Source organism: Salinicola sp. CPA57 (assembly GCF_003206035.1).
GTDB lineage: Bacteria > Pseudomonadota > Gammaproteobacteria > Pseudomonadales > Halomonadaceae > Salinicola > Salinicola socius.
In genome coordinates this window covers 114,460-140,060 of sequence record NZ_PZJR01000003.1, presented here as the reverse complement: position 1 = coordinate 140,060, position 25,601 = coordinate 114,460, and the positions used below count along the sequence as shown (strand labels likewise).

The following is a 25,601-nucleotide window of genomic DNA, read 5'->3' as shown; positions in this document are numbered from 1 at the left end:
AGGGACTAGGTGACGAAGATGTTCAAAGTCTGACGCGGAGAGAAAAACATGACACAGCCCCCTTTTATTAGCCGCGTCGCCGTTCGCAACTATAAGAGCATCGGCTATTGCGACGTGAGTTTGCGCCCGCTGACCTACTTGGTGGGTCACAACGGCGCAGGCAAGAGCAATTTCATGGATGCCCTGCATTTCGTGCGCGACGCGCTTTCCAATTCACTGGATAGTGCTCTGAACGAACGGGGCGGCATCAACGAGGTTCGCCGGCGTAGCGGAGGTCATCCTACGCATTTCGCACTTCGAATCGAGTTCGTCATGCAAGGCGGCCAAGTTGGGCACTATGGCTTCGTTATCGGGGCGTTGAAGAATGGCGGTTACGAGGTGCAGCGAGAGGAATGCGTTGTCGCTGGCATCGGCAAGGGTCCATTCTTCCGCATTGAGAAAGGCAAGCTTCGAGATAGCAGCGAGACCACCTTCCCCTCGGTAACTGCGGACAGATTGGCATTGGTGGCAGCCTCGGGCCTGACGGACTTCCGCCCGGTCTTCGATGCATTGACGGCGATGGGCTTCTATAACCTCAACCCAAAACTGATGCGCGAATTACAGAAACCCCAAGATGGCAGGCTGTTGCGGCCTGCCGGGGAGAACATCGCCAGCGTAATCGGGCATTTGGAAAAGATAGCACCTGCCCAGATGACGCTGATAGAGGAATACTTGCACTCCGTGGCGCCTATGGTGCATGGCGTGGAGCGCAAGCCCATTGGGCCAATGGAAACGCTGGAGTTTCGTCAGGACATGGCCGGCTCCAAACATCCCTGGCGTTTCCTTGCTCAAAATATGTCCGATGGCACCCTACGCGCACTGGGCGTTCTGGCCGCGTTGTTACAGGGTAATGTGGATTATTCACCGACATTGATCGGCATCGAGGAACCTGAAACTGCCCTGCATCCGGCAGCTAGCGCCGCACTTCGCGAGGCATTGGTGCGCGCTTCTGAAACCACACAAGTTCTGGTGACTAGTCACAGTCCAGACCTACTGGATGACCGCAGTATCGACGCGGATGCCGTGCTGGCCGTTGTGTCTGAGGCGGGCGAAACAAAGGTTGCGCCACTGGACGAAGGCTCACGCCAAGTTATGCGGGAGCATCTGTTCTCGGCTGGCGAACTGCTACGCATGAACCAACTGGCACCCGACCGAGACAGTATAGAACGCCAGGACAAGGCGGCCTCTGGGGATCTTTTCAGCGAAATGGAGTCTGCATGATCCCAGTCGCCAGCATTGTGGAGGGCCATGGCGAAGTTGACGCCTTGCCGGTTTTGCTGCGTCGTCTGAACGCATGGCGTCCGGGCTGTGACTACGCGCATGCGCTCCCACCGATTCGGGTTCACAGGGACCGTTTTCTCAATCGCGAAGAGGAGTTTCGCAAGCAACTGTTACTGGCGGCCGCCAAATGCGGCGAGCAGGGATGGATTCTGGTGGTTTTGGACGCCGATGACGACTGTCCAGCCACCTTGGCAGCCGAGGTCTATCGGCGTGCGAGGCAGCATTTGCCGCACCGGCGCCTTTCGGTGGTATTGGCCAAGCGCGAATACGAAGCTTGGTTCATTGCGGCAGCCCCATCACTCGACGGACACCGGGGATTCCGCTACCCGGCTGATGCCCAAGTCGATGCAGAGACGCCGCGAGACGCGAAGGGTTGGCTGCGCCGGAACATGGAGGGCGGAACCTACAGCGAAGTGCTAGATCAACCCGCTTTCACGGCATATTTCGACCTGCAACAAGCATTTGACAACAGTCGTTCATTCCGCAAGCTGTGCAAAGAATGGCAAGTCAACATCGTAGATTTGAACGGCAATTGAAGCAGGGTATTTCTTATCACCATCTTTAGGGAAACGCTGCATAAATGCCCGCGCGAGCGAATCGCTTCGTTGCGTGGTACTCGAAAACTCACCTAACTTCATTAGGTCTCGTTTCCTGCGTTCCATGCACCTCGCGCTTCATCTCGCTCGTCGATTTATTCAGCATTTCCTTACGATGCCTGATGTGCCGGCTAAATTTCTGTGTTGGCGGCTTTGCGTTCCCTGGCCGAAGCACTATTCCCTCGAGACGCCTAGCTGTCATCCAAAGGCCATTGTCGAGATCAAACCCAAGAAATTATTGACGTTTCATCAGGTTATGGTAGTATTCGCAACCGTTGTCGGATGACGATGACAGCCCCGAGGCTACGTAGCTCAGCTGGTTAGAGCACATCACTCATAATGATGGGGTCCCCTGTTCGAATCAGGGCGTAGCCACCAGATATCACGAAAGAGCCCGCCNNGGCGGGCTCTTTCGTACGAGACTGTCTTGCAGGTTTTTGGCCAGGCTTTGGTACGGGATTTCTTGCAGGGCTTTGTTGCAGGGCCTTCGACCGCGCTTCATATCGCGCGGCGTCGGCTCTCCTCGATATAAGCGTCGCGCAGCTGTCGGGTCACTTGACCCGGCCGACCGTCCGCGACCGCGATATCGTCGATCGCGACGACCGGCGTGACGAAAGAGGATGCCGAGGTCACGAAACACTCTCTGGCATTTTGGGCCTCCTCGACGCTGAACGCTCGCACCTCGACCCGCAGCGACAGCGCCTCGGCGAGCTCAAGGACGACGGCGCGGGTGATCCCCGGCAGGATGGCGTGGGACAGCTCTCGCGTCACCAGCACGCCGTCCTGAGTCAATATCCAGGCGTTGTTGGAAGCCCCTTCCGTCACCACGCCGTTCTCGACCAGCCAGGCGTCGTCGGCGCCAGCCGCTTTCGCCGCCATCTTGGCCATTGCCGGATAGAGCAGCTGCACCGTCTTGATGTCTCTCCGTGCCCACCGCCAGTCGGGCTGCGTCGCGATGCGAATGCCATCGTTGCCACTCCGGCCGGCGATCAGCGCCTTGGCCTGGGTGAACAGCACCAGCGTCGGCGGCGTGTCGGCGCCGGGATAGTGAAACTCCCGATCGCCAGCGCTGCCCCGCGTCAGCTGCAGGTAGACCATTCCCTCCTCCAGCGCGTTGCGACGGATCAACTCGCGGTGGATCGTCAGCAGCGCCTCGTCGTCCCACGGCAATGCCAACTCGAGCGCCCCGGCCGAGCGCTTCAGACGCTGCATATGCCCCGAAAAATCGATCAGTTTGCCATCCAGGACCGAAGAAACCTCGTAGACCCCATCGGCGAGCAGAAACCCGCGATCGAAGACCGACACCTTGGCGTCCTGTTCCGCGACATAGTCGCCATTCACGTAGACCGTGCGCTGTGTCATCTCATGCTGTCTCTAATATCAGCGTTCATGTTCATGTCGATCGTCACTGAACCTCGCGACGGAGTAGAGCGTTCAGCCCTGCCTTGACGACAGCTCAACCCCATAGCGCCGGGGTCGCCGGGTGTACACCCTCGACGTCGAAACGCATGCCGTGATCACGATCCCGCGCCAATAACAGCGGCCCGTCGAGATCGACCACGGCCGCGCCCTGGGCCACCAGCAACGCCGGCGCCATCGACAGCGACGAACCCACCATGCAGCCGACCATGATCCCGAACCCTTGGGCCAGCGCTTCCTGTTTGAGCGCCAACGCCTCGGTCAGGCCGCCGGTCTTGTCGAGCTTGATATTGATCATGTCATAGCGACCCACCAGGTTCGGCAGCGAGCCGCGATCGTGACAGGACTCGTCGGCGCAGACCGGCAGCGGTCGTTCGACCTCCGCCAGCGGCGCGTCGTCTCCAGCCGGTAGCGGTTGCTCGACCATGCTGATGCCAAGCGCCATCAGTGCCGGTGCCAGACGTTGGTAGGCTGCTCGATCCCAGCCTTCGTTGGCGTCGACGATGATCCGTGCTTGCGGCGCGCCTTCACGAACGGCTTCGAGGCGCTCGATATCGCCCTCGCCGCCCAGTTTCAGCTTGAGCAACGGCCGGGCGGCGTGGCGCCTGGCCTTCTCGCGCATGACGTCGGGCGTGTCCAGGGATAGCGTAAAGGCCGTGATCTCGGCTTTGGGCGCGTCGATGCCGGCAAGTTCCCAGACCGGCTTGCCGGCGGTCTTGGCTTCCAGATCCCAGAATGCGCAGTCGAGCGCGTTACGCGCGGCACCGGCCGGCAGTCGCGATTGCAACGCAAGGCGGTCCATGCCGTTTGCCAAGGCATCGCGCATCGACTCGATCTGGGCAATCACGCTATCGACCGACTCGCCGTAATGCGCATAGGGCACGCATTCGCCGCACCCGGTATGCGTTCCATCGTTCAACGTCGCGACCACGACATGCGCTTCGGTTCGCGAGCCACGGGAGATGGTGAAGACTTCGGCAAGCGGGAATACCTGCTCCTCGACGCTGAGACTCAGCATGCCAACACCGCCTCCGCCAGCCGATCCGCGCCCTGGCGATAGGGATCGACGCAGGGCAGCCCCATGCGCGTTTCCAGTGCCGCCAGATAGCGATCGGCCTCGTCGACCGCCATGCCGGCAGTATTGACCGAAACACCGACGACCTGGCACGCCGGATTCACTACCTGCGCCAGCGGCAGCGCCGTATCGCGCAGCTGTTCAAGCGTCGGCAACGAGTAATGCGGCAAGCCGCGCATATGCGTGCGAGTGGGTTCGTGGCACAGAATCAGCGCATCCGGCTGACCACCGTGGATCAACGCCAGGGTGACGCCGGAGTAGGAAGGATGGAACAGACTGCCCTGCCCTTCGATGATGTCCCAATGATCGTCATCGTTGTCCGGCGTCAGCCATTCGATCGAACCGGCCATGAAGTCGGCGATGACGGCATCCAGCGGCACGCCTTCACCGGTGATCAGGATGCCGGTCTGACCGGTGGCACGGAAGCTCGACTTGGCGCCGCGTTCGCGCAGCGCGATGTCCAGCGCCAGGGCGGTGTACATCTTGCCGATCGAACAGTCGGTACCCACGGCCAGGCAACGCTTGCCACTGCGCTTCTTGCCGTCACCGATCGGATACTGGACCTGGGGCACACGCACGTCGATGAGACGCCCGCCGTGCTTCTCGGCCGCCGCCACCAGTTCCGGCTCGTCGCGCAGCAGATTGTGCAAGCCGGAAGCGATATCCATCCCCGCGGCCAGCGCCTCCTCGAGCACCGCGATCCAGCTGCGGGAAATCACCCCACCGCGATTGGCCGCGCCGATCACCAGCGTTCTGGCCCCCTGGGCCACCGCCGCACCGATGTCGAGATCCGGAAGCTTCATGTCAGCCTGGCAACCGGGAAGCCGGTACTGCCCCAACGCATACTCCGGGCGCCAGTCACGAATGCCCTGGGCGACCTTGGCGGATAGCGGATCGGGCACATCGCCCAGGAACAACAGATAGGGAGTCTTGAGCATGTTGTCTTGTCTCTGATGAATAGATACCGACGGCGCTTCTTCCGTCGTGACGATGCGCTGCAACGCAACATTGTGGTTCGCTACATCATACTCTGCGGTAGCCACAGCGAGATGGCGGGGAACGCCAGCAACAGTGCCAGGATGATCAGATCGCACGCCACGAATGGCCAGACACCCGCGAAGACTTCGCTGATCTTGACGTCCTTGCCCGCAGCGCCGGCCAGGGCGAAGGCGTTGAGCCCGACCGGCGGCGTCACTCCTGCAATCTCGCACATCTTCATGGCAATGATACAGAACCAGATCGGCTCATAACCCAGCTCCACCACGATGGGAAACAGGATCGGCAGCGTCAAGGCGAACGCCGCCGCCGGAACCACGACCATCCCCATCAGGAACCAGATGATGAGAATCAACCCCAGCACCATCCATGACGGCACATCCCAGGAGGTCATGAAGTTCGTGATCTCGAACGGAATTCGCGTCAGCCCCAGAAATCGACTGAAGAACAGCGCCGCCACGATGATGAAGAACAGTGTGGTCGTGATCCCGGCCGACTCCCTCAGCGCCCCGCGCAGCTTGTCGAGCGAGCGCAGCGGACCGGTCGCCACGCCCAGGATGATCGCCCCCAGCGCCCCGACCGCACCGGCTTCGGTCGCCGTGAACAGCCCACCGTAAAGGCCGCCGATCACCACGCCGCCCAGCAGCAGGATCTGCCACAGATCGAAGATGCCGCGCACGCGATCTCGCAGCATGATCCGATGCTCCTCCTCCAGCATCGGCGCCAGTGCCGGATTGCGCTTGGCACGCCACACGATCGAGATTGCGTAGACCAGTGCAGTCAATACGCCCGGCACGATGCCGGCGATGAAGAGCTGCCCTACCGGCACGCCGGTGAAGATCGAGAACAGAATGAACATGCCGCTGGGCGGGATCATCGCCGCGAACGAACCCGCACAGGCGATACTGCCCAGTGCGAAGCGCTTGTCATATTGATAACGACGCATCTCCGGATAGGCGATGCGCCCGAACACGCTAGCCGTTGCCAGAGAAGATCCGCAGACGGTCGAGAACGCCGCGCTGCCGAAAGCCGTCGCGACCGCCAGCGAACCGGGAATGCGCGCGGTCGCCCGATGCAAACCCTTGTACGCCAGCTCCGCGAATCCGCTGGCCGCAGCCAGCGCTCCCATCAAGACGAACAACGGCAGCACCGTGAAGGTCGGCGAAGCGATCGCCGTATACATGGTATCTCCCAGCAGTGAAGTGGCGCTGAAGGGGGTGAGAAGCGTAGCGATTCCGATGAAAGCGACCAGCAGGAAATTGATCGCCAGAGGGACACCCAGTACAAGAAGTACGAGTAATGCCGCGACACCAACGACGCCGACTAGCGTAAAGTCCATGATGATATCCGTAGCAGAAGAAAAGTCAGAAACCAGGAGGTGCAAGCTTCTCGGCTTTCACGAACTCTCGGGCCGGAACTGTGCGATCAGCCGGCGACATAGCTGCAGTCCGTAAAGCGCCAGCGCAGCAAACATCACGAACTTGACCGGATAGACCAGAATCGGCCGGGGCCCGGCTATTGCCTGGCGACTCTCCCAGGCACCGACGGCGTTGGTCCATACCGCCCACGCCACGATGACCACCGTCACCAGCGACACCAGCGTGATGAAGCCCGTCAACAGGCGCGCCGCGGTGCCACTGAGCTTGTCGGTCAGGAACTCGACCCGGATATGCGCATCCCGCTCTTCGGCATGCGACAGACCGAGGTACACCACCGCAATCATCGTGAACATGGCCAATTCGGAGACGCCGTAGAGAGGACGCGAAAAGCCCCGCGCCACCAGATCGGCGATCATGAACAGCACCACCAGGATCAACAGCCAGCCACACAGCTCAGCCAGACTCTGATTCAGCCGGGTCATCAGGCGCGGCCTAGGCGCCTGACGATTGGCCGATGTCAAACGGGACGGCGTGACCTCGGCATGCGCCCGAGAACCGGCGTTCGAGTCGCTATTCATGAGTCGCCCGCCGCCGAACCGTCGTCGATGATCGTTTTCATCTCCTCGATGATTCGCGCCGGGTCCTCGGCGCCGGCATCCTCGGCGCTCTGGATCCAGCTCTGGCGATTGGTTTCAACTGCCGGTAGCGAAACGAACTTCTCGATATCGTCGGCGGAGGCTGCGGTGACGGTGTAACCTGCCTCTTTCTGCACCTCGACGATGCGATCAAACTCGTTGGCGTAGTACTCGCCGAAGGTTTTCTCCGCCTGCGCAGCGGCTTGCTCGAACCAGCCCCGCATCTCCTCAGACATGGCGTCCCACTTGCGCTGATTGATGGTAAGGATCATGGGCACCGCCAACCACAAGCGGCGTGACGTCAGGATATTCGGTGCAACCTCGTCCATGCCCGTGCGGTTGAGGCTGTCGTAATTGGTGAAGACGCCGTCGATGGCACCCGATTGCAGCGACTGATAGGTGTCGCTCCAGGGCACCGATACCGGCGTTGCGCCCAGGTCGCCGAGGAGATTGAGCATCCACTGGCTGGACGCGCGCACCCGTTTGCCTCTGAAGTCATCGAACGACGTCACAGGTTCGCGAAAGACGCCGGCGTAGGGAAGATAGGGGTAGATATAGATGATGTGCTGGCCCTGCCTGGCGAATTCCTCGCTTAGCTCTGGCACCCGATCGTAGACGGCATGGTAGACCGACATGATGTCGGCGTAGTTCTCCGGCCCCGCGGGGAACAGCTGGAACGCCCCGTTCAGCAGCAGCCGATTGGGATAGTAATTGATGTTGATATAACCCATGTCAGCGACACCATTGCTGACGCCACCAAGGATTTCATCACCCTGCATGACCGAGGCCCCCCAGTAAGGCACTACCTCGATCTCGCCACCGGAAACCTCGTTCAGGGCATCCAGAAAGCCTTTTTCGGCAGCGCCGCGCAGGCCGTTCGGTGCAGTATTGGTCGCATACGTTAGCGTTTCCGCGGCGGTAACCGCGCCGGGCGTGGCAGCCAGGCCGGCTCCCAGGGTTAGGGTGAAGGCGGCCGCCGACATGAGACGGCGCCACGGGAGAGATTGCGGATTCATCAAAGGCATGGGGAAAACCTCGTTGTCGTTGTCGTTGTCGTTGCCGTCACAGCTCGTCGTCATCAAGCTGTCAGAAAATAATCATCGATGTCACACGCGCCTGTCTCATACCTTTTTGTCGACGGGCCATAACCTCACGTTAATGACGTAAGTTATCCGATCCCTCCCTCGCCCCGCAGAAGGCGCCCTGCGCGGTTGCGGACATCGCCATCGACCCAGGTGGATTGCCCGTTGACCATGACCCAGTCGATACCGACCGCAGGCGTCGTCGGCGCGACGAAGCTGGCGCCCTCACGGATCGTATCGAAATCGAACAGCGTCAGGTCGGCAAACGCACCCTCGCGAATCACGCCACGGTCGGTCAGCCCGAAACGCGCCGCCGACATCGAGGTCATCTTGCGAATCGCTTCCGGCAGGTCGAGCAGCCCCTCGTCACGGCAATAGTGGCCGATGACGCGTGGAAAACTCCCCCACAATCGGGGATGCGGATTGGGGTCGCTGGGCAGCCCGTCGGAGCCGATCATGGTCAACGGATGCGCCAGCACGCGACGCACATCCTGCTCATTCATGTTGTGATAAATCGCTCCGGCCGGCATCAGGCGGCGTGCCGCTTCCGTCAGATCCACGGCCCATTCCGCGGCGATGTCGGTCAACAGACGTCGGCTCTGATCGGGATGCGGCTTCGACCAGGTAATCAGGATCTCGAACTCGTCCGAGACCCGCCACAGATCGAGCGTCGTCGAGCAGGCCGAATAGGGGTAACAGTCACAGTTGCAAGGCTGCTCGGCCGCAGCCGCCTCGAGCTTCTCGATGGCGTGCTCGCTCTTGCCCCAGTTGTCGACGTCGGCACACTTCAAATGCGATATCACCAGCGGCACACCGCCATGCCGGGCCGTGTCGAACGCCTCATCCATCGCCTCGAACAGCAGCTCGCGCTCGTTGCGCATATGGGTGGTGTAGATCCCCCCCTCTTCGCCGACTACCTCGACCAGCGCCTTCACCTCACCGGCCGGCGCCTGACGCGCGTTGGTATAGGCCAGGCCGGTACTGAGGCCGATCGCGCCGGCACGCAGCGCCGTGCGCAGCGTCTGACGCATCGCCAGGATCTCTTCATCGCTGGCGGCCCGGTCGAATCGATCCATCACCCCGGCGCGCAGCGTAGTATGCCCAATCAACGCCGCCACGTTCACCGCCGGGGCCGCCGATTCGATTGCCTCGCCGAATGCCTCGAACGTCGAAAAGAAGTCGTCCGCCTCGCCGAGTAGATTCATCGGGTCCGGGACATTGCCGCCGAGTTTCACCGGCGAGGCGCTGATCCCGCAGTTGCCGACGATGACCGTGGTGACACCCTGGGTGATCTTGGGCAGCATCTCCGGTTCGCGGATGGCGCAGCTATCATCATGGGTATGAACGTCGATGAATCCCGGGGAAAGATAACGCCCTTCCGCTTCGACCACTTGCGCGGCATCGGTCGCGTCCAGATCGCCAATCGCCACGATTCGATCTCCGCTCACGCCAACGTCGGCAACGAACGGCTTGCGACCGGTACCATCCAGAACGTGAGCCCGACGGATGATCACATCGAATGTCATATCGTCCTCCTGAGGATGTGGAATGACCGACGTGGTCTCATTGCGGGCTTTTCAGCATCGTGCCCGGCTGGATGACCAGCGTGTCGAGCCCGGCGGCACGCACCGCAGCCTCGCCCATCGGCGTAGTAATCAGACGGCCACCGCTGCCGAAGACATCGTCGCCATCGAGCAGCCGTTGACCATGCGCGTAGGTCAGGACAGGGCGCCGGCGTTCGAAGTCGAGCACCGTGATATCCGCGTCGGCACCAATCCCCAGATGCCCCTTGTCATGCAACCCGAGGATTCTCGCCGGATGCAGACTTGCCTTGCGCACGAAGCCCTCGAGACTCAAGGCATCCAGATGCACCAGCGCGAGACCTCGCGCGACGATATCGTTGCGCGGGATGCCGCCGCCATCGGTGGCCAGGGCATCCACCGCATAACGCCCGTCGCCACGCGTGGCCGTGACCAGTCGCAGACGCGGCTCCGGCGGATTGGCCCGAAAGCTGATGCCGATGTTGGAGCCACAGGCACGCCAGGCGGCCAGACCCTCGGGGCCATCTACCAAGTCGACGACCCCCTCGCGCTCGAGATTGACCAGCGCCCAGCCCGCCAGAATCGCTTCGGCCATCCCCTCGCTGGTGGCCGGATACCCGCCACGCTCGAGTCCGAAAGCCGCCAGCCGACTCCCCGGGACGCCGTCGACACACTCGCCACTGACACCGTTGAAGGGTGCGAGATAGGACTCCGAGCGGATGTGCGGATGTGCGGCCAGCAGCGCCAACGCCTCCTCGCCCTCGGACACGGCATCGCGGATCTGCCCGCGGCAGTAGCTGTTGATATGCGCCAGATGTAGCGGATGGCCCGCACTCAATTCGCATGCCTCGCGCATGCCTTCGATATTGGAGCCCGCAGACTGCGTGCCGGCATGAAAGGCTAGATACGCACCCTGTCCGGCAGCCGCCTCGATGGCATGCGCCGTGGCGTCCGCGGTCAACGGATAATGGCCACCCAGCAGCTTCAGGCCGATCGCGCCCTGGCTCAGGGCATGAGTCAGGGCATCGTCGATATCGTCGCGGCCGGGGTCGGCGGAGGCGATGGTATGTTCCGGACGCAGATAATTGACGCAGGCGATGCTCAGACCACAACCGTGGCGCGCCGCCAGATCGACCACGCCCTCGATGGGCCCGGCCATGTCCAGCGCCGTGGTCACGCCAGCCCTCGCCAGCATGCGATGGCCGCAGCCGCCGCCCAGAAAAGGGGATAGATGTACGTGCATGTCGACGATACCCGGCATCACCACGAGTCCCGCCAGGTCATGCTCGCGTCTCGCCTCACCGGCAATGGTCGGCGCCACCTCGGCGACTTTCCCGTCGCGTAGCGCAATGTCCCGGATTTCATGCAATCCGTTGGCGGGGTCGACGACGGTGCCATTACGCAGCAGGACGTCATAACGTTCGATCATGTTCACACCTTGGCGATTGTCGTTATTGTCGTTGTCGAGAGAGCGGTTTTCCTCACGGCAACCGCTAGCGCTCGACACCCGTCTGCGAGGTAATTCGCCCGTAGTGCTCGACGCGCCGGTGACGCGCGAAATCGAAGATGGTCGTTTTGCCGAACTGACAGCGTTCCATATCGCAATGCGCGGCAATTAGCTCATCACCCTCTCCGGTGGTGCGCGCAACCACGAATCCGTCCGGATCGACGATGATCGTGCCCCCCATCAACGGAAAGCCGTCCTCTACCCCGGCCTTGGCAACGGCCACGGCCCAGGTCGCGTTCTGGTAGGCGCCCGCCGTGACCGACAGTTCGGAGTGATAGAGCCGCTCGCTGAGGCCCTCGCCACGATTCTGCGAGTTCACTGACGGCGTGTTGTAACCCAGCATGACCAGTTCGACGCCCTGCAGGCCCATCACGCGCCAGGTTTCCGGCCAGCGACGGTCATTGCAGATGCACATGCCCATCAGCGTGCCTTCGTTGTCGAAAGTCTCGAAGCCAAGGTCGCCGGGTTCGAAGTACCGCTTCTCGAGATGCTGGAAGTCACGCGAGGCGTCATACTCCACATGCCCCGGTAGATGAACCTTGCGATACTTGCCGACGATGTGGCCCTGGCGGTCGGTGAGGATGGACGTGTTGAAATGGTGTCCTTCGGGGGTCAACTCGGCATAGCCGAAAGAGATCGCGATGCCATGCTCGCGGGCCCGGTCGAACAGGGGGCGGGTGGCCGCATTGGGCATCTCGCGCTCGAACCAGCCGTCGATCTCGGCCTGATCTTCCATATACCATCGCGGGAAAAAGGTCGTCAGCGCCAATTCCGGATAGACCACCAGATCGCAGCCCTGGGCGGCAGCCCGGTCCAGTAACGCCAGCATTCGCGATACGACCGCTTCACGACTATCGCTTTTCTGAATGGGGCCCATTTGAGCCGCGCCGATTACCCGTTCACGCATGACCTGTCCGCCTATCGAGATTGTATGGGTCGGATCAGTGTCTGAGTTTTACGCGAAAGTGTCGTATGCCGATTTATCGCCAACCCATAACTTTTGGTTAATCTACGGGTGCACGCAAGTATCGGTAGCGCTGAAGCGGACGAACGCCGCCTTGAGGTGTGAAATGAAATCGTGGGCCAGCTGCGAAAGCGGCTCGGTGCGCGGATAGACCAGGCTGACGATCAGCCGCTGTTCGACGGGCAGAGGCACCGCGGTCAAATGCTCGCTGTGAAACCCCTGCCAGGTGAATTCGTCGATCAGCGCGATGCCCGCACCCGCATTGGCCAGGGCGCAGGCATAGTGCGGGGAATCGACCTCGGTAGCTGGCCGCCACGGCTCACCGGCACTCTCGAATGCCGAACGGATATGTTGCCCGAACGGTGTTTCTGCGCCATAGCCGATCAGATCGTAGTGGCGGAGTTCGGGCAATTGCACCCTCTCGCGCGACGCCAGCGGGTGATCGCTCGGACAAACGCAAACCATGCCCGCTCGATGCAGCGGGCTGGCTTCCAGGTTGGGATGATTGACCGGAAACAGCGAAATGCCCAGGTCGGCCTGACGATCGAGCAGTTGGTCGCGCAGCTGCGTATGCCGCTGGCAATCGAGACTGACACGGACATCCTGCTCTGCCCGAAAGCTGGTGATCGCCCACGGCACTACCTGGTGGCCGAGACTCGAACTGGCCGCGACGCGAACGACGCCGTGACGCCGCTGAGTCAGGTCGTGGAGCGTGTTGTTGACTCGCTGCACATCACGATAGACGTTCTCCACATCGCGAAATAACCGTCGAGCTTCCGGCGATGGGTAGAGCCGCCCCTTGATGCGCTCGAACAACGGAAAACCGATGCGCTGCTCGATGTGAGAGAGCATCCGACTGACCGCCGGTTGAGAGATCATCAACACGCGAGATGCGCCACTGATGCTGCCGGTCGTCATGATCGCCCGGAAAACCTCGATCTGCCGCAAATTCAACGCCATTGCCGCCTCGCTCATCAAAGCCCACCGTGACATCGGCACAACCGATACCCATTCTTGGCCCAGCTCGACATCCGCGACACGAACATCAAGTTCTCAATCGATCACCAGCTCGGGCCGGTTGAAAAATACCTTCAAGGCGCGGATCAGATAACCGGGATCACGGGTACCGGCCGTCTCGCGAATCGAATGCATGCCGAATTGCGGCACGCCCACGTCGATGGTGGGCACGCCCAGCTCGGTGGCGGTAATCGGGCCGATGGTGCTGCCGCAGCCCATGTCCGCACGTGTCACGAACTGTTGCACGGGTACCTCGGCCTCACGGCAGATGTCGTGAAAGAGTGCCCCGGTAACGCTATTGGTAGCATAGCGCTGGCTGGCGTTGACCTTGATCACCGGCCCCGCGTTGAGTGACGGGCCGTGGTTCGGATCGTGCTTGTCCACGAAGTTGGGATGAACGGCATGAGCGTTATCGCAGGAGATCATCAGGGAGCGCTGAATCAGACGCACGAAGCCCTCGTCTCCCGGTTCGCCGAGTGCTGAATTCACGCGTCGCAGCACGTCGGCCAGGAACGGGCCCTGAGCGCCGCAGGCGCTGGCGCTACCGACTTCCTCGTGATCATTGGCGACGAAAAGCGCCCCCTGCTGACCGTCGGCCGCCAGCAGCGCCTCGACCCCGATGAAGCAGGAGAGCAGATTGTCGAGCCGGGCGCTGGCAAGCATTTCGCCGTGGATGCCAATCCGGGCCGGCGGCTGAACGTCGTAAAACCCCAGCTCGAAATCGACGATGTCCGCTACCTCGATCGCATGTTCGCGTTCGATCCACTGCTTGAGCAAGCGATCGAAATCCGGCGCGTCGCCGCCCTGCATCAGCAGCGGCGCCATCTGCGTCTGCGGATTGAGCGCACGCCCATTGTTGGCTTCGCGATCCATATGGATCGCCAGGCTGGGAATGATCGCCACCGGCTCGGCCACGTTGAGCAGGACCCCCTGCAGGCCGCCATCGGCACGGCGAACGTGGACTCGTCCGGCGATCCCGAGATCGCGATCGAACCACGGCGACAGCAGCGCACCACCGTAAACCTGGACGCCAAGCTGTAGCCAGCCCTTGTTGACGATCGCCGGCTGCGGTTTGAGGCGCAGCGCCGGACTATCCGTGTGGGCGCCGACCATGCGCATCGCATCGAGCGAGGTCGTCGGCAGCTGGAACGCGATCAGGGCGCTATCGTTGCGCGTCACGTAATATTTTTCGCCCCGTGTTAACTTCCAGCTGTCAGTTTCCTTGAGCGGCCGATATCCTGCCGACTCGAGTTTCTCCGCGAGATTGGCGGTGGCGTGCCAAGGGGACGGCGAACGCTGGAGGAAATCGAGCAAGCGATCCTCGAGAGCCTTGTCGGCGGCGTGGTCTGACATGGGTTTCCTCGGATGTCGATCTGTAGTCATGTGAACTGACTGCTACAATAAGCCCCGGACCTGAAAAAGATTCATGGATCCGGTGGTCTTCTAGGGAATAGAGAGTGTACAGGAAACCGGGAGTGCTTCATTGATGACCCTGACTGTCGCCGCTAGGCACGCGGCCATGTGTTTGCTACTGCTGGCATGGAGCGTCACGGCGCTAGCCGGTCCCACCCCAACGGACGATCAGCGTCAGGCGACGAGCGAAGTCGCCGAGTCACTGCAGTACGGCTCCTATTCGGGAGTCGACCTCGACGACGACTGGTCGAAGCGCGCCTTTCAGCGGCTGTTGGACGTGCTGGACGATCAACGCGCCTACCTTCTGCAGCGGGACGTCGACAATTTCAGCGAGCTTGAGACGTCACTGGACGATGCCGTCAAGGCGGGTGATCTCGACCGCGTCTATGCATTCTATTCACGCTATCAGGATCGGGTGGAATCGCGACTTCAATGGCTGGTAGACAAGGTCGATCAGGGCATCGACTACGACTACACCAGCAACGAGCGCCTGGCCCTCGATCGTGAGGATTCGCCCTGGGCGGGCAGCGAGAGCTCGCTCGACGAGCTGTGGAGCAAGCGGCTGGAGAACGCCGCACTGACGCTCTCCTTGAACGATCAATCCCCGGCCGAAATCCAGAAGACGCTGCATGACCGCTATGCCAACCAGCTCAATCGCGTCCGTCAGACCAACGCCGAAGACGTTCTGGTGCTGCTGATGGCGGCGGTCACCGGCACCGTCGATCCGCATACCGAGTACTTCTCTCCCCAGCAGAGCGAGTCTTTCGATATCCAGATGCGCCTGTCGCTGGAAGGCATCGGTGCGCTGCTGCAGAGCGATGGCGAGTACGTCAAGGTCTCGAGCCTGGTCCCTGGCGGACCCGCCGACAAGGCCGGCGTGCTGCAACCGGCGGATCGTATCGTCGCCGTGGGCCAGAACGAAAATGGCGACATGGTCAATGTGGTCGGCATGCGCCTCGATGAAGTGGTCGATCTGATCCGCGGTCCGAAAGGCTCGACGGTGCGACTCGACATCATTCCGGCCAAGGCCGTCGACGTGACCCGTACGCATACCATCAGAATCACGCGGGATACCGTCAAGCTCGAGGACCAGGCCGCTCACAGCCGGGTCGAGAACGTTCAGCGCGACGGCAAGACGCACAAGATCGGGATCATTACCGTGCCGGCATTCTACGTCGATTTCGATGCCTGGCAGGCCGGTGAGTCCGATTATCGCAGCACCACCCGCGACGTGGCCAAGGAGATCGACAAGCTCAAGGCGCAGGGCGTCGAAGGCATCGTGCTCGATCTGCGCAATGATGGCGGCGGCGCGCTGCAGGAAGCCAATTCCATGATCGGCCTGTTCATCGATCGGGGGCCCACGGTACAGGTTCGCGACGCTCAGGGACGCATCAATCTCTACGGTGATACCGACGCCGGGGTAGCCTACGACGGCCCCCTCGCCGTGCTGGTCAACCGCCTCTCCGCTTCCGCTTCCGAGATCTTCGCCGGCGCGATTCAGGACTACGGTCGCGGCCTGATCATCGGCAGCCGAACGTTCGGCAAGGGGACCGTCCAGACGCTGAGCGACCTGAGCCATGGCCAGATCAAGTTGACCCGGGCCAAGTTCTACCGGATTTCCGGCGAGAGCACCCAGCATCGCGGTGTCGAGCCGGACATTCTCTATCCCAGTCTGATCGACCCGGACGAGATCGGCGAAAGCGCACTCGACAACGCCCTACCCTGGGATCGCGTTCGACCGGTGCAGTATCGTCTCTACGGCGAACCGTGGCGCTATCTCGAAGCGCTTCAGGATCGTCATGAGCAGCGCATCGCCAGTGACCCGGATTTCGTCTACCTGGAAAAGCAGGCGCAACTGAGCAAGCGGCTACGCGATCAGCAGACCAGCATCAGTCTCAACAAGGCGCAGCGTCAGCGCGAGATGGATGCTCAGGAAACCGAGCAGCTGGCGCTCGAGAATCAGCGGCGGAAAGCGCTGGGTATGGAGCCCCTCGATCATTGGACCGATGCTCGAGATCAGGACGATGACGGCGCGAGTGAAGCGGGTCAGACCAGCGGCGACGCCAAGACCGAAAGCCGTGACCAAAGGGACGGTAATGGTCGAAAGGACGGTGCTGGCCAGAAGAGCGACAGCGGTGACGACGAAGCCGTCGATTCCGACGATGCCAAGCCCATCGATCGGGCCGAACTGCAGGAAACGTCCCAGATCCTGCTGGACTATGTGCAACTGAAGTCCGCCAGCTGATCCATCGCGCCCCGGTCCGGAACCCATGAGGACCGAGGCGCGAGACTGGAGCCTGCGACATCTCCCCTCCCGGTGCTGTCGACCCATGAGCTGTCGACCCGTGAACCGTCGCATCATGAACTATCCAGCCATGAGCGACCGAATCACGAAACATGAAGGGCCTCGCAAATCGCGAGGCCCTTTTTTGTCGGCCTTTTGTCAATCGACGGATTGCATTGCCCTCGACACATCGCATCCTGTGGCTATCGGTGTTCAGAAAATCGCTTATCGGTCGTTGAACCTCTAGAAGACTCGAGAGCGACGCCATGATTGCGACATTGATCCGGGCCACGGCCTTCGTCTGCTTGGGGCTGTCGGTGACGGCCCATGCCGATACGGCACCTTCCAGCAAGATGGGTTCCAGCAAGATCGATTCCAGCACGGTCGTTGCCGGCACGGGCGATACGTCGTGCCCTCCCGGTACGACACGGGCGCAACGGCAGCACGCCTACGATGCCCTGAGCCGACAGCTGCAGGTGTGGGACGACGCCTACTATCGACAAGGCGAGCGTCTCGTGGAGGACGGCGTGTACGATCAGGCCAAACGCCGCTGGCAACACTGGCGGCAATGCCTCGACCCCACCATAGCGCCGCCGCCCCAGCCAACGCCGGCGTCGGCCCGTGACGAACTCACCCACCCTTTCGCCCAGACCGGGCTCGACAAGCTGCCTGACCGCCAGGCCGTCAGACACTGGCTTGCACGCCAGTCGGACCAGACGCTCTGGATCCAGCCCAAAGTGGACGGCGTCGCCGTGACGCTGGTCTACCGAAAAGGCCAGCTCGAGACCGCCATCAGTCGTGGCGACGGCGTGAAGGGCCAGGACTGGACGCGGCAGGTCAGCCGGATCGAAAGCATTCCCCGACATCTGACGACCGACGAACCGGTGACTCTGCAGGGAGAGCTCTATCTTCGCCTGCCGAATCATGTTCAGGCCCGGGACGGCGGTGTCTCTGCGCGCTCCCAAGTGGCGGGGCTGCTGAATCGCCAGACGCTTTCCGAGTCAGCGGCCCGAAAGATCGGCTTCTTTGCCTGGGCCTGGCCGGATGGCCCCTGGAAAGGCGCGGAACGACTCCGCCAGCTGACGCAGCTCGGATTCGCCGACACGGCCAATTACACCCGCACGGTGACTCGGTTATCCGAGGTCGCGCAGTGGCGGGATCACTGGTATCACGCCCGGCTGCCGTTCGCCTCCGATGGCATCGTCATCAAGCGCAGCGAGCGGCCCTCCGGCGATCGCTGGCAAGCCGAACCGCCGAGCTGGGCCATGGCCTGGAAATACCCTGCGGCGCAAACGCTGGCCGTCGTCGAAGCGATCGACGTATCGGTCGGTCGCACCGGTCGGCTGACTCCCGTTGCCCGGCTCGATCCGGTACAGCTCGACGACCGTGAAGTCAGTTCGGTAAGCCTGGGATCGCTGGCAAATTGGCAAACGCTGGATGTGCGTCCCGGCGATCAGGTGTCGCTCTCTCTCGCCGGCGCTACCATTCCTCGAGTCGAGCAGGTGGTCATCCCGGCGACGCCGCGTGAACCGCTGGAGCTTCCCGATGTCGATCGCTACGACGCGCTCTCCTGTTTGACGTTGACCCCTGGCTGCCGCGAGCAGTTTCTTGCTCGTCTGACCTGGCTTGGCAGCGAGGAAGGCCTGGATATGGACGGCATCGGTCCCGCCAGCTGGGCAGCACTCGTCGACGCCGGCCTGGTCGACGACCTGCTCGCCTGGCGACAACTGAGTGCGGATCAACTACAGCAGCTACCCGGGGTTGACGAGGTTCGTGCCCGGCATTGGATCCACGCGTTTCAGGCAGCGAACGCCCGCAGCCGCACGCAATGGTTCGTGGCGCTCGGCATGCCGCCGATTCCAGAAGCGGTGCGCGACAAGGCACTGGAAGCGCCACTGGCGACGTTGCGTGAGCGAACGACCGCAGGCTGGCAAGCGTTCGCGGGAATTGGCGCCATCCGCGGCGCACAGCTGGTAGCTTTTTTCCATGACGCCACCATCGATGCCTGGCTATCCTCCCTCCCCGCTTCCTCGGCGGACGACACCGACGGCTGAGAAGCTTCATCTTCCCGGCACGACTTAAACCACCGCCAGATTCACCAAAACGCGCCATGGCAGCGGAGCCAGGGCGCCTTATAGTCGAATCGTGTCCACCCCGGGGCCGGGCGGCGTGCTGTCCGCTCATGGTCGACGTGTCGACCTCGCCAAGCTTCGAGCCATCAGTTCCGAGCTATCAGCGTCTCGAGTCATCGATGTGTCGACCCACAAGGCACTCGATCCCTTGACGACCCGATGCCACCCCCGAATCCGGGGTTCCCTCCGGGAAGGACATTGAAGCGTTTTCCCCACAACGATGTCGACGACAGCCGATTCCTGAATGCCTTTCTCTTCATGCAGGAAGAATCGCCGCTGGAGAGATCGACGCAGTAAGGGATCGACACGATGTTTCCGGCCAGGCGAGCTTTCCTGTTCCTGCAAGGCCCCCGCTCCCCGTTCTTCAATCAGCTAGGGCAGCGGCTCACCGATGATGGCCACAAGGTCGTCAAGGTCAATTTCAGCACCGGCGATCAAGCCATCTGGCACGGGAAACTGACGGAGACCTTTCGTGACCCGTGGCCCATGCTGGGGGAGTTCATTGTCGAGCTGTGGCGCCGTCACGAGATTACCGATCAGGTCGCCTTCGACGACTGCCGCCTCGCCCACAGAGCCGTGATCCCCGTTGCCCGCCGGCGCGGGATACGTAGCCACGTTCTGGAGGCAGGCTATCTCCACCCCCATTGGGTCACGCTGGAACGTGAGGGCGCCAACGGTTATTCACTGCTTCCGCGGGATCCGGAGTGGTATCACAGTGTCGGCCCGACCATTCCCCACGCCCTGCCGCCCCGCCCCTTTCGCCAGACGTTTACCACTCGCGCCGCGCATGATGTCGGCTATCACCTGGCACAGCTCGTCAATCCAGTGATGTTCTGGCAGACCCGCGGCCATGCCAGGCTGCCCGGGGCCAGCCACTCACCCGGCACTTTCAGGCAGCTCGTGGCGCTGAATCGACGCCGATCCCTGGAGCGTTGCCGAAAGCTGATCGGCGAAGGCGGACCGTTCTATCTTTTCCCGCTGCAGCCCGCCGAAGACCCGCGGATTCGATGGCACTCGTCCCTTGCCGACCGCTGGGAAGCGCTGGAGCGCGTCATCCGATCCTTCGCTTGCTTTGCCCCGGGACGTGCGCGGCTGGTCGTCATCGACCGCGCAGGCGACCTCTCGTCGGGCGATGCGCGACGCCTTCGGGGTCTGGCCCGGGAAACCGAGATTGGCGACCGGCTGATCGTCATGCCGGGAGGCGATCTGAACCGGCTGATCGAGCACGCGTCGGGCCTGGTCACGATCAACGGCAGCGAAGGCCTCATGGCGATCGAGAGCGAGTGCCCGACTGTGGTGCTCGGCCAGGCCATCTATCGCATGCCCGGGCTCATCTCACCCAGCTCGCTGGATGACTTCTGGCGCCACCCCATCGGTCCCGACAGGCGGTTGTTTCGAAGCTTTGCCAAAGTGCTCATTCACGCCACCCAGATCAACGGCGGGTTCTTCAGTCGGGAAGGCATCGATCTCGCCGTGGTCAACGCAGTGTCGCATCTGACCGATAACGTCTCCCCGATCGAGCGACTGCTGTGGGATTCCCGTCTCCCGGTCGCCTCCTGACGTCGGCGATACGTTCGAATCGATTCCGCTCGAACAGACGGCTCGGCTAGCCCCATCGGATAGACCAAGCAGATAGACCATTCAACGCCCCCTGCCAACGACAAGCGGCCAGGTGAATGCCACCCGGCCGCCTGGTCGTTGCCAGCGCTCTCCTTTCGATCACGACTTGCGTGCCGATATCCACTCGGGTATCGGCCCTGTCGATGCGAGGCCTACTGATTGGCAGACAGCAACGCTCGTCCGATATCGATACGAGGCTTCACCATCAACTTGGTGAATGCCATCAACACCATCTCTTCGATGGCCGGGCCCATATCCTGCTTGAGCGCTTCATAACTCGGGTAGGTCGGTTCGGGGGCAATGCACATCTCGAAAAAATGCTGCCGATTGATGTGCGGGTTATCGATGAAGAACTGGCTCAGGCGATTGTGCTTCTCCTGCTTCGCAGCACTGGAAACGTAGTTGCCGATCCGGGCGAAAAACTGCTCCACGCTGCGCAGCGGCAAGTGATAGATGCAGGCCTCCCACTCCCGGGCGAAGTCCATGAGTTCGGATTCCGGTTCCAGCACGGTGCCATCCTGCTTGGCCATCAGCCAGTGATAGCCCATATGCAGCCGATGAGACTGGCGATAGACGAAAAGCGCCTTGGTATCCGACGCCTGTTCACCCAGCGACCAGTACTCGGCGTCCAGCAACTTGCCTTCGAGATCTTCCTGATAGGCAATGCGCTCCTTGCAGATCACGTTGATCCACGGCAGTCGGAAGTAGAAGCGCTTCAGGTTCTCCTCTCCCGGGAAGCGCTGGGCGAACGCCGCGTAGAAATCCTTGATCGTATGGCCCTTCCGGAACGTCAGGAACTCGTCCGCGTCGAATCCGTAGACGACGTTGTAGCAGTCTTTCTTCAGATAGAGCTCGAGCGCCCCGTTGATATAGTCGGCCTTGCGTCTGGAAAAGCCCTGCTCGTCCTCGATCTCGACGAAAGCGACCTCCTTTTCGGGATAGCGTTCTCGCAGTTCGGCGACGCAATCCCGCAGAAAATCGTGCTCGATGTGGCTGATCAGGATGAGCCGGTCGAACCCCAGACGCAGATGATGCAGGCACGAGGCGAAGACGACATCCTCTTCTCCCCTGACCATGGTGATGGCGGTAAATTCAAGTTTCATCGTGAAGTTTCCTGTCAACGTTAAAGGTTCTTGTCGCCGTCGCGGCGACGTAGATCGGGAACATTTGCCATCATCATCCCTGCGAGATCAGGCTCGCGGCATTCGTCTCGCCGTCGCGGTTTCAGCGCCTGACCCACCAGAAGGCGCGCGCCTTTTCCGGGTTACCGATATCGAGCGCCTTGCGAGCCGCATTCTGAGCCATGAGCCGCGCGGCCGCCGGATCGTCGATCAACTGCTGCATCGCCGAACGCCAGGCTTCCGGCGTATCCTCGACCAGCAGACCGTCTTCCCCCTGCGAGACGATTTCCCGATAGGGCGAGCGCGCGCTGTATAGCCCCACGCTTCCCATCGCCGCGTTGTCCAGGAACTTGATATAGGTCTTGCCGGCATTGAACGGGGTATCGCGCATCGGCGTCAGACTGATATGCATGCGCTGCCGGTCGCGATAGCGCTGGAAGGCCCGCCAGCCCAGAGGCTTGGGGGTACGGACCCGCTGCAACCCTCGCAGCGAGACCGGCGAAAATCCCCCCAGCATGATCTCGAACGTCAGCGCCTTGTTGCGCTCGTGGATATCGACCAGCGCCGGCGTGATGTTCTCGAGATCGGCCAGATGCGCCCGCGAGCCGTGAAATCCGACCCGCGGTGCCAGCATCGAAAAGTGATCGTGGTTCGGCATCGGCGCGATCAATGAAGGCGCCAGTAGCGAGACCGAATCGTGACGGCGGCTGAAGTGCTTCGCCAGCGGCTCGCAACAGGCAATCACCTCGTCGGCAATCGCCAGCAAGCGCGGCTGCAGGTGTGACGCCACGTGCGACATCCGGCGCCGATAGGTCTCCGGCAGCTGTTCGTCCAGGGCAGCGGCATCGATGTCGTCATCGATCAGATAGCGAATGGTGGCCACGCGATGACGGTTGTCTTCCAGCCACGAGATCCAGGCGCCGTTGAGCGATCTGCAGACGAGGACGTGGGCATTGCGAAGCTCGCCTACCAGCCACGGCATGCACATCACCGGCAGTCGCCAGTAGCTGGTGTCGATACGCTTGACCTCGATGCCACGTGATTGCAGCCACGGTGCCACCGATTTCAGGAAGTAGATATCTTCGGTCGGGCAGGTTCCATCACTCAAAACCACCCAGCGCGGATAGTTCATGATCAGTCCCCTCGTAGGCTGGATTTCATTCTTTCCACCGCGACTCAGCGCAGCGAAAAGTCCTCGTAAGTCAGTGTCAGGCTGGGGTGGTAGGCCGGATCGTCGAACAGTCGATGTTGCCACCGGCGGCGCATGTAGTTGGCCTCCTGGCTCGCCCGCAGTCGCTTGGCGCTGGTGTCGTCGGCGCCTCGGGAAACGGACTCGTGGTGATAGAGCTCGGCAAACGGCGTCCACAGATTGCGATAACCCGCCTCGCGGACCTTGAGACAGAAATCGACATCGTTGAACGCGACCGCCAGGTTGGCTTCATCGAACCCACCGACTGAATCGAACAGCGATTTGCGCACCACCAGACAGGCCGCGGTCACCGCGGAGAAATTCTGGGCAAGGTGCAGCCGGCTGAAGTAACCGGGTTCGTGGCGCGAGAAATACTTGTGCGCGTGACCCGCGACGCCGCCCACTCCCAGCAGCACCCCGGCGTGCTGGATCGTGCCGTTGGGGTAGTAGAGCTTGGCCCCGACGCAACCGATCTCCTCGCGGCAGGCCTGGGCCACCATCTCTTCCAGCCAGTCCTCGTTGATCGGTTCGATGTCGTTGTTGATCAGCCCCAGAATCTCGCCGCGCGCCTGACGCGCGCCAAAATTGTTGATCGCCGAATAGTTGAACGGGTGCGGCCAGCGGAGCACGCGAACCCGGGAATCTCTGACGATTTCGTCAAGAAAATCCAGGGTTTCTCGGCAGGTCGAGCCGTTGTCCAGGATCAGCACTTCCAGATGCGGATAACGCGTGCGTTCGAGCAGCGCCTCGATACAGGGCCGCAGGATCGTTACCTGATCGCGAGTGGGAATCAGCAGACTCACCAGCGGCGCCGGATCGGGGATCGGCCAACGGATGCGGTAGGTGTTGGGGAACCTGCCCGGCTCGGCGCGGGCCCCCGTTGCCTGCCGCGTCAGATAGTCCTGTACCGCGCGCAGGCCCGCTTCGGCGGTATAGCTCTTCTCGACGGCCGCGGTCGCCGTGGAGCCCTGGCCGGCGTGCCAGTGATACAGCACACGGGGGATCCTCACGATACTATCCTCTGCCAGCCCTGCCGTGAAACGCAGGGTCAGATCGTGGTCCTGACTGCCCTCGAAGCCCACACGAAAGCCGCCGACGGCTCTGACTCTCGCCGTTCGGTACACCCCCAGATGGTTGACATAGTTCTGTCCCAGCAGCAGATCGGGATTCCAGGCCGGCTTGAAGTGCGGATCGTAGCGCTCGTCGAACCCGTCGACCTTGTCTTCGTCGCTGTACAGAAGCTCGGCGTCAGGCTGACGCTGCAGCGTCTCGACGACGTGATAGAGCGCTTCCGGCACGAGCCGGTCATCGTGATCGAGCAGCGCCACGTATTCGCCGTCGGCGCATGCCAGCGCGCTGTTGCTGGCTGCACAGATATGACCATTGACCGGGCGCAACACCAGGTCGATGCGGGGATCCTGCTCGGCGTAACGGGAAAGCCGTTCCCGGATCCGCGGATCGGTCGAGGCATCGTCGGCGATACACAGCTGCCAGTGCGGATAGTGCTGGGCCAGCACCGACTCGATGCAACGCTCGAGCGCCTCGGGAACCGGGTCATACGTCGGCAGCAGGATCGAGATCAACGGTCGGTAGGAAAAGTTCTCCAGACGCCGTGATATCTGATCGGAGGCCAATACGGGCTGCTGCGTCAGCCATTGGCGATAGCTCTTGCGCGGGCAGAGCCGAACGAACGTCTCCTCGTACTGCCTGAGCGCAAGCGCTCGCCAGTGGACGTGCTGCTCCCTGGCACGCTGCTTCAGCTGTGCGAGGACCCTCGCCTTGGGGGTCTCCAGCCACTCGCCGTGCAGATTGGCCAGCCGCTGAACCAGACGGTCGTGAGCGAACCACGGGCTCAGCCACACCAGCCGCAGGTGATCGACGGCAAAGCAGCCTTCGCTCTCCAGCGGATCGAAACGAATTCCCCTGACCCCCGAGCCGATGTAGCAGAGCCGTTTGGCGGTGCGTCCCGGCCTGAGCATCAGATAGAAACTCTCCTTTTCGTTGAAGCCACGGCCCGTATCGACGTACAACCGCACGGCCCCGCTCGGCTGATCATGACGGATGGTGACCTCCAGCATGTTCCAGCCCGGCAACGGCAAATGACGCTTCCAGGCAAACTGGGGGTCGTTACCGGTCGAACGCCAGAGGTACTGACGAGACTCGTCCATCTCCCCTTCAACCAATCGCTCGAGCTGGTAGAGAGGCTTCAGTCGCGGATAACAGACGATCCGGGTGGAGCGCTTCAAGCCGCGCCAGAGCATCCAGTTTCGGGCGTCCGCCCCAGCCGGCACAGAGGTCTGCATGAGCATCT

19 protein-coding genes and 1 tRNA gene are annotated in these 25,601 nt (G+C 61.9%); 6 read left to right on the top strand and 14 right to left on the bottom strand.

What is annotated here, in order from left to right:
* The first annotated feature begins 48 nt into the window (after window positions 1-48).
* From DOM36_RS02960 to DOM36_RS02950, 3 genes are all read left to right on the top strand, one after another.
* Complete coding sequence (locus DOM36_RS02960) at window positions 49-1,260, top strand: AAA family ATPase (RefSeq protein WP_110641278.1); 1,212 nt, start codon at window positions 49-51, stop codon at window positions 1,258-1,260.
* On the top strand, window positions 1,257-1,856 hold the full coding sequence (locus tag DOM36_RS02955) for a DUF4276 family protein (protein WP_110641276.1): 600 nt from the start codon (window positions 1,257-1,259) through the stop codon (window positions 1,854-1,856). Before DOM36_RS02960 ends, DOM36_RS02955 begins: the two co-directional genes overlap by 4 nt.
* 361 nt (window positions 1,857-2,217) lie before the next feature.
* Window positions 2,218-2,294 (top strand) — tRNA-Met (locus tag DOM36_RS02950).
* A 120-nt stretch (window positions 2,295-2,414) separates the two neighbouring features.
* Here the strand turns inward: DOM36_RS02950 and DOM36_RS02945 are convergent.
* The 11 genes from DOM36_RS02945 to DOM36_RS02895 all read right to left on the bottom strand — a co-directional run bounded on the left by DOM36_RS02945 (window position 2,415) and on the right by DOM36_RS02895 (window position 14,884).
* Complete coding sequence (locus DOM36_RS02945) at window positions 2,415-3,278, bottom strand: D-amino-acid transaminase (RefSeq protein WP_075570704.1); 864 nt, start codon at window positions 3,276-3,278, stop codon at window positions 2,415-2,417.
* 94 nt (window positions 3,279-3,372) lie between these two features.
* A complete protein-coding gene (dgcA, locus tag DOM36_RS02940) occupies window positions 3,373-4,353 on the bottom strand; it encodes an N-acetyl-D-Glu racemase DgcA (RefSeq protein WP_075570705.1) in 981 nt (326 codons plus the stop codon).
* Entirely contained in the window at window positions 4,347-5,348 is a 1,002-nt protein-coding gene (dgcN, locus tag DOM36_RS02935) for an N-acetyltransferase DgcN (RefSeq protein ID WP_110641874.1), read from the bottom strand. The genes dgcA and dgcN overlap by 7 nt, the downstream gene beginning before the upstream one ends.
* Before the next feature lie 80 nt (window positions 5,349-5,428).
* Complete coding sequence (locus tag DOM36_RS02930) at window positions 5,429-6,745, bottom strand: TRAP transporter large permease (RefSeq protein ID WP_110641274.1); 1,317 nt, start codon at window positions 6,743-6,745, stop codon at window positions 5,429-5,431.
* A 57-nt stretch (window positions 6,746-6,802) separates the two neighbouring features.
* Entirely contained in the window at window positions 6,803-7,363 is a 561-nt protein-coding gene (locus tag DOM36_RS02925) for a TRAP transporter small permease (RefSeq protein ID WP_075570707.1), read from the bottom strand.
* Complete coding sequence (gene dctP, locus DOM36_RS02920; RefSeq protein ID WP_110641272.1) at window positions 7,360-8,499, bottom strand: TRAP transporter substrate-binding protein DctP; 1,140 nt, start codon at window positions 8,497-8,499, stop codon at window positions 7,360-7,362. Before dctP ends, DOM36_RS02925 begins: the two co-directional genes overlap by 4 nt.
* An 89-nt stretch (window positions 8,500-8,588) precedes the next feature.
* Window positions 8,589-10,028: a D-aminoacylase gene (locus DOM36_RS02915; protein ID WP_110641270.1), complete on the bottom strand. Its 1,440-nt coding sequence runs from the start codon at window positions 10,026-10,028 to the stop codon at window positions 8,589-8,591.
* 37 nt (window positions 10,029-10,065) lie between these two features.
* Window positions 10,066-11,472, bottom strand: a complete 1,407-nt coding sequence (locus tag DOM36_RS02910) for an amidohydrolase family protein (RefSeq protein WP_110641268.1) — start codon at window positions 11,470-11,472, stop codon at window positions 10,066-10,068.
* 64 nt (window positions 11,473-11,536) lie between these two features.
* Window positions 11,537-12,457 carry an N-carbamoyl-D-amino-acid hydrolase gene (locus DOM36_RS02905; protein WP_110641266.1) on the bottom strand — a complete coding sequence of 307 codons (921 nt, stop codon included), beginning with the start codon at window positions 12,455-12,457 and terminating at the stop codon, window positions 11,537-11,539.
* 102 nt (window positions 12,458-12,559) lie between these two features.
* Window positions 12,560-13,474, bottom strand: coding sequence for a LysR substrate-binding domain-containing protein (locus DOM36_RS02900; protein WP_110641264.1), 915 nt, complete (start codon window positions 13,472-13,474; stop codon window positions 12,560-12,562).
* A 93-nt stretch (window positions 13,475-13,567) separates the two neighbouring features.
* Window positions 13,568-14,884, bottom strand: a complete 1,317-nt coding sequence (locus DOM36_RS02895; RefSeq protein ID WP_110641262.1) for a M18 family aminopeptidase — start codon at window positions 14,882-14,884, stop codon at window positions 13,568-13,570.
* A gap of 133 nt (window positions 14,885-15,017) precedes the next feature.
* Here DOM36_RS02895 and DOM36_RS02890 point away from each other — a divergent pair, with 133 nt between their 5' ends.
* From DOM36_RS02890 to DOM36_RS02880, 3 genes are all read left to right on the top strand, one after another.
* Complete coding sequence (locus DOM36_RS02890; protein ID WP_110641260.1) at window positions 15,018-17,189, top strand: carboxy terminal-processing peptidase; 2,172 nt, start codon at window positions 15,018-15,020, stop codon at window positions 17,187-17,189.
* A 305-nt stretch (window positions 17,190-17,494) separates the two neighbouring features.
* Window positions 17,495-19,282, top strand: a complete 1,788-nt coding sequence (ligB, locus tag DOM36_RS02885) for an NAD-dependent DNA ligase LigB (RefSeq protein WP_110641258.1) — start codon at window positions 17,495-17,497, stop codon at window positions 19,280-19,282.
* Window positions 19,283-19,669: 387 nt separating this feature from the next.
* Window positions 19,670-20,920 (top strand): capsule biosynthesis protein CapA, encoded by a 1,251-nt coding sequence (locus DOM36_RS02880; RefSeq protein ID WP_110641256.1) that lies wholly within the window; start codon window positions 19,670-19,672, stop codon window positions 20,918-20,920.
* 212 nt (window positions 20,921-21,132) lie between these two features.
* Here the strand turns inward: DOM36_RS02880 and DOM36_RS02875 are convergent, their stop codons facing one another.
* From DOM36_RS02875 to DOM36_RS02865, 3 genes are all read right to left on the bottom strand, one after another.
* Complete coding sequence (locus tag DOM36_RS02875) at window positions 21,133-22,083, bottom strand: glycosyltransferase family 2 protein (protein WP_075570716.1); 951 nt, start codon at window positions 22,081-22,083, stop codon at window positions 21,133-21,135.
* Between the two features lie 121 nt (window positions 22,084-22,204).
* Entirely contained in the window at window positions 22,205-23,233 is a 1,029-nt protein-coding gene (locus tag DOM36_RS02870) for a glycosyltransferase (RefSeq protein WP_075570717.1), read from the bottom strand.
* Between the two features lie 44 nt (window positions 23,234-23,277).
* A complete protein-coding gene (locus DOM36_RS02865; RefSeq protein ID WP_198651186.1) occupies window positions 23,278-25,593 on the bottom strand; it encodes a glycosyltransferase in 2,316 nt (771 codons plus the stop codon).
* Window positions 25,594-25,601: the final 8 nt, after the last annotated feature.